The organism is Pseudonocardia sp. SID8383, assembly GCF_009864975.1.
GTDB lineage: Bacteria > Actinomycetota > Actinomycetes > Mycobacteriales > Pseudonocardiaceae > Pseudonocardia > Pseudonocardia alni.
Map to the genome: position 1 here is coordinate 1 of NZ_WWFY01000344.1, position 4,326 is coordinate 4,326.

The window sequence follows — 4,326 nt, forward strand, 5'->3', positions numbered from 1 at the left end:
CCGCCGGGCGGGGTCCCGGGCGGGGTGCACGGCGGCGACGGGCTCGTCCCCGTCGCGGGCGAGCGGATCCGGGCCCTGGGCACCGTGCCCGGCGGTCTGCGGGCGGCCGCCGCCCAGGTGGGCGCGTCGGTCGTGGACACCCCGGTGGTGCTGGACGGACGCCGGGAGATGCCGTCCGTGCTGCGCGAGCAGGCGGTCAGCCGCACCCGGCACCGGTTCGGCCACCTCGAACGGTGAGCGATGGCGGACGCACCGTGGCCGTGGTTACGGTGCGTCCATGGTGGTGCGTGCCCGCGATGTCATGACCGAACGCGTCGTCACGATCTGGGCGGACGCTCCGCTGGCGCGGGCGCAGGAGCGGATGGCCGAGTCGCGGTTCTCCGCCCTGCCCGTGGTCGACCGGCGGTTCTCCCTGGTCGGGGTGATCTCGCTGGTCGACGTGCTGCGCCACCGCGACGACCCGCACGCCGTCGTCGGCGACGCGATGACCGAGTAGGTCGTCTCGGTGCTCCCGACGACGAACATCTCCATCGTCGCGCACCGCATGCGGGTCTACGGCGAGCTGCGGCTGGTGCCGGTCGTCGACAAGGGCATCCTGGTCGGAGTGATCACCCGCAGCGACCTGCTGCGGCACCGGCACTCCGGTGGGCGGTTGCGCCGCACCGCCCGCCGGATCGGCGGCGTCGTGCCGGTGGCGCCGCTGCCGGAGGCGATGGCCCCGCGCGGGGCGGGCCGGATCGGCGGCCGGCCGACGTCGTCGCTGCGGGTCGCGGACGTGATGACCGACGGCGGGCTGGTGGCGATCCCGCCGGAGCTGGCCCTCGACGAGACCGCCGAGGTCCTGTTGTCCTACCGGTTCACCGCGGTCCCGGTCGTCGACGACCGGGACCACCTGCTGGGCATCGTCTCCGAGGCCGACCTCATGCACGGCTCCCTCGACGGCGGCCGGCGGCTGCGGGCCCGCACCGTCTCGGAGGTGATGACCCGCGACGTCGAGGTCGTGCACCCGGCCGACCCGCTCACCGATGCCGAGGACCTGCTGTCCCGGCGCGGGTTCCGGGTCGTCCCGGTCGTCGACGACGAGGACGTGCTGGTCGGGGTGCTCAGCCGCAGCGACCTGCTGTGACCGCGCTCAGGCCCCCGCAGCGGGTGCGGCGGGTGCGGTGGGTGCACGGACCGCGTCACACTCCTGGGCGACCTTCGCGACCAGCAGCGAGAACGCCACCGGGTCCTCCAGCGACTGCCCCGGCAGCGCCCCGAAGTCCAGGTACTTCTGCAGACAGGCGAACTGGGCGGCCTGGTCGGCAGGGCTCAGCGGTGGCTCGGCGGGCGGGGCGGGCTGCGCCGACGCCGTCCCGGCGGTGACGGCGGCGAGGGCGAGTGCGACGGCGACGGCGCCTGCCGCGGTGGTGGCGGCACGCAGGGCGGTCCTCACGATGTGCTCGCTTCCTGCGCCGGGAGCCGGCGCGGTCGGGGTCCTACCGCCCTCCGCGTGGCGTCCCGGCCGAGCCCGGCGTCCGCGGTGGCACGATCCTGCGGCTCCGGCGGCGTCCGGCGCGCCCCGGCGGGCCCGGGTCGACCCGGAGGTGTGACCCCCGGTCGGGTCAGCGCACGCGGAACGGAGCGGTCAGGTCCCAGGCCTGTCGACGGCGCGCCGACTGCTCGGCATCGCCGGTGGGCTCGGGTCCCAGTGCCTGCACCGCGTCGTCGATGTCGTAGGCGGCCCGGTACCGCAGGACCGCGACAGCAGCGTCGAACCACGGTGCCGAGTCGGCGGGTGGGCCGAGCCCCAGGACCGTCGCGAACCACACCGGAGGCAGTTCGTGGCAGCCGACCATCTCCGTCAGCCGGGTCCGCAGCCGGATCGACAGGACCCGGCCGGCGGCTGTTCCGGACGCGACCGTCCCGGCGTCGGTGGTGCGCACGGCGTCGTCGCGCTCCAGTGCCGCCCGCGCGGTGTCCGCGTGCCGGCGGACGGACCCGGCCTGCTCCGCCAGCCCGTCGAGGGCGGACCGTGCCTCCCGGTACCGCTGCGCGAGGTCCGCACGGTGGGGTCCGTCCGCCCCGTCGCCGGCGATCTCCCGACTCGCGGTGAGCGCGGCGCGGCGTACCTCGTCCCGGCGGCGGACCCAGCCGGCGTGCGCGGCGACGGCCGCGTGGTGTCGACGGCGCGTCGCGTCGGGCAGGTGCGCGGCCCGTCGCTCCCGGGCACGGCGTTCGGCGTGGGCCAGTCCGACGACGTCGGGGTCTGCGGTCAGGTCCGCCGTGGGTACCCCGTCGGCGGCGCGGAGGTGGTGTTCGAGCCAGCGGGTCCGCCGCAGCAGGTCGTCGATCCGCCGGGTGCCGTCGACGGCGGAGTCCTCGACCTCGTCGAGACGCCGGTCCAGGTCCGCGATGTGTGACCGTGCGGTGTGGTCGGCCTCCGCCACGGCGTCGCGCAGCGTGGCGATGTCGCCGTCGAGGGTGTTGAGGCGGTACTCGTGGTCGGAGGTACGGGCCTCGACGCGGTCGAGGTCGGCCTGCGACGGCGCGTCGCCCAGCTCCCGCTCGAGCCGCCCGACCTCGGCGGTCAGCCACTGCTGGTCGTCCCGGCGCGCCATCTCACGCACCTGCCCGGGTGCCCGCTGCCACGAACCCGCCGGCGGCGACCAGCAGCGCGACGACCCCGACCCCGACCGGCAGCAGGCCCCCGGGCACGAGCCCGGCGACGGGCCCGGCGAGACCCGCGGCCAGCACGACCCCGGACCACCCGGCCCGGCCACGGTGTCCCCGACCTGCCGACCGGGCATCGAGGACGAGCAGCGCGACTCCGGTCGCGAGCCCCGCGCCTGCCGCGACGAGGAGCGGGACATCCGCTCCGGCGAGGAACGCGACCGGGCACACGAGCGCGCAGGCGACGATCAGCGAGCCCAGCAGCACCCGGATCCGTACCGTGTCCCGCCGGCGTTCCCGGCCCGCCGCCTCCCGCCTGTCGGCGTCGTCCAGCACCTGGTCGGTCAACGACAGGATGCGCTCCACCACGTCGGCCGCGGGGACGGAGCTCTGCGTGGCGTGGCGGGCGTGGAGCTCCCACAGCGTACGTCGGGGATCATGCGTGCCGGGACCGGCCGCCGGCTCACTCGTTCGTGTCACCCGGCCATGGTGAGCGAGACCCCCGACAGTTCCGGCCGCGTCTACCCAGAACTGACGATCAACGAGGGGCGCCCGCGCCGTGGGACCCTCCCGGGGTGAGCCCCCACGACCACACCCCCGCCCGCGAGCTGCTCTGCGCCTGGTCCCGCCGGATGGTCCGCGACGGACTCGTCGTCGGCACCTCGGGGAACCTGTCGCTGCGCACCGGGGACCTGATCGCGGTCACCCCGTCCGGTGTGGACTACGAGACGATGACCGCCGCGGACGTCGTGCTCGTCGACGCGGAGGGCACGGTCGTCGACGGCACCCGGGAGCCGACCAGCGAGCTCGGGCTGCACGTCGCCGCGCAGGCCCGGCCCGGCACCGTCGCGGTGGTCCACACGCACTCCCCGGCGGCGGTCGCGCTGTCGACGCTGTCCGACCACGTCCCGGCCGTGCACTACCAGCTCGCGATGTTCGGCGACGGCGTGCGGGTGTCGGAGTACGCGCCGTTCGGCAGCCGTGAGCTGGTCGTGAACGCGCTCGCGGGGCTGGGGGAGTCCACCGCCGTCGTCCTCGGCCACCACGGCACGCTCGTGCTCGGCGACACCCTCGGCGCCGCCTACGACGGCGCCCGCCAGCTGGAGTGGCTCTGCGACGTCTGGCTGCGCGCCCGCGCCGTCGGCGAGCCGCGGCTGCTGCCCGACGCCGAGATCAGTGCGGTGCGGGGGCGGTTCGCGGCCCAGCGGTCGAAGGTGCGGGCGACGAGCCCGGTCCCCACGCCCGCTCCTCGGTGACGATCGCGGTCACCAGGTCGAACGGCGTCACGTCGAACGCCGGGTTGTAGACCGGGGTACCGGGCAGGGTGAGCAGGGTGCCGCCGTGCTCGCGGACCTCCTCGGCCCCCCGCTGCTCGACGACGATGTCGGCCCCGGTCGGGGTGTGCGGGTCGATCGTCTCCTCCGGCGCGACCACCACGAACGGGATCCCGGACCGGGCCGCGGCGCAGGCCAGCATGTAGGTCCCGATCTTGTTCGCGACGTCGCCGTTGGCCGCGATCCGGTCGGCACCGACGAACACCGCGTCGACCAGCCCGGCCGCGATCGCCGCGGGTCCGGCCGAGTCGACGCACAGCCGGTGCGGCGCCCCGGCCGCGGCGAGCTCCCAGACGGTCAGCCGCGCGCCCTGCAGCAGCGGGCGCGTCTCGCACGCCAG

General features: G+C 76.0%; 7 protein-coding genes and 1 pseudogene. 4 read left to right on the forward strand and 4 right to left on the reverse strand.

Translation table 11 applies throughout. The features are described 5' to 3' along the window. The 3 genes from GTW08_RS08285 to GTW08_RS32925 all read left to right on the forward strand — a co-directional run. On the forward strand, positions 1 to 237 hold a 237-nt coding region (locus GTW08_RS08285; protein WP_161151721.1), incomplete at its 5' end, for a hypothetical protein. A gap of 40 nt (positions 238 to 277) precedes the next feature. Further along, positions 278 to 496 (forward strand): CBS domain-containing protein, encoded by a 219-nt coding sequence (locus GTW08_RS08290; RefSeq protein ID WP_161151722.1) that lies wholly within the window; start codon positions 278 to 280, stop codon positions 494 to 496. Positions 497 to 505: 9 nt separating this feature from the next. After that, on the forward strand, positions 506 to 1,126 hold the full coding sequence (locus GTW08_RS32925) for a CBS domain-containing protein (protein ID WP_161151723.1): 621 nt from the start codon (positions 506 to 508) through the stop codon (positions 1,124 to 1,126). A 6-nt stretch (positions 1,127 to 1,132) separates the two neighbouring features. Here the strand turns inward: GTW08_RS32925 and GTW08_RS08300 are convergent, their stop codons facing one another. The 3 genes from GTW08_RS08300 to GTW08_RS08310 form a co-directional block, all read right to left on the reverse strand. Further along, a complete protein-coding gene (locus GTW08_RS08300) occupies positions 1,133 to 1,435 on the reverse strand; it encodes a hypothetical protein (RefSeq protein WP_073575006.1) in 303 nt (100 codons plus the stop codon). A 169-nt stretch (positions 1,436 to 1,604) separates the two neighbouring features. Beyond that, complete coding sequence (locus GTW08_RS08305; protein WP_073575005.1) at positions 1,605 to 2,600, reverse strand: hypothetical protein; 996 nt, start codon at positions 2,598 to 2,600, stop codon at positions 1,605 to 1,607. 1 nt (position 2,601) lies between these two features. Continuing rightward, positions 2,602 to 3,132, reverse strand: a complete 531-nt coding sequence (locus tag GTW08_RS08310; RefSeq protein WP_139282749.1) for a hypothetical protein — start codon at positions 3,130 to 3,132, stop codon at positions 2,602 to 2,604. Between the two features lie 95 nt (positions 3,133 to 3,227). Here GTW08_RS08310 and GTW08_RS08315 point away from each other — a divergent pair, with 95 nt between their 5' ends. Then, positions 3,228 to 3,908, forward strand: coding sequence for a class II aldolase/adducin family protein (locus GTW08_RS08315; protein WP_073575003.1), 681 nt, complete (start codon positions 3,228 to 3,230; stop codon positions 3,906 to 3,908). Here GTW08_RS08315 and GTW08_RS08320 read toward each other — a convergent pair. Beyond that, positions 3,826 to 4,326: pseudogene (locus tag GTW08_RS08320) on the reverse strand (S-methyl-5-thioribose-1-phosphate isomerase); the annotation flags it as partial. The gene GTW08_RS08315 and the pseudogene GTW08_RS08320 overlap by 83 nt on opposite strands.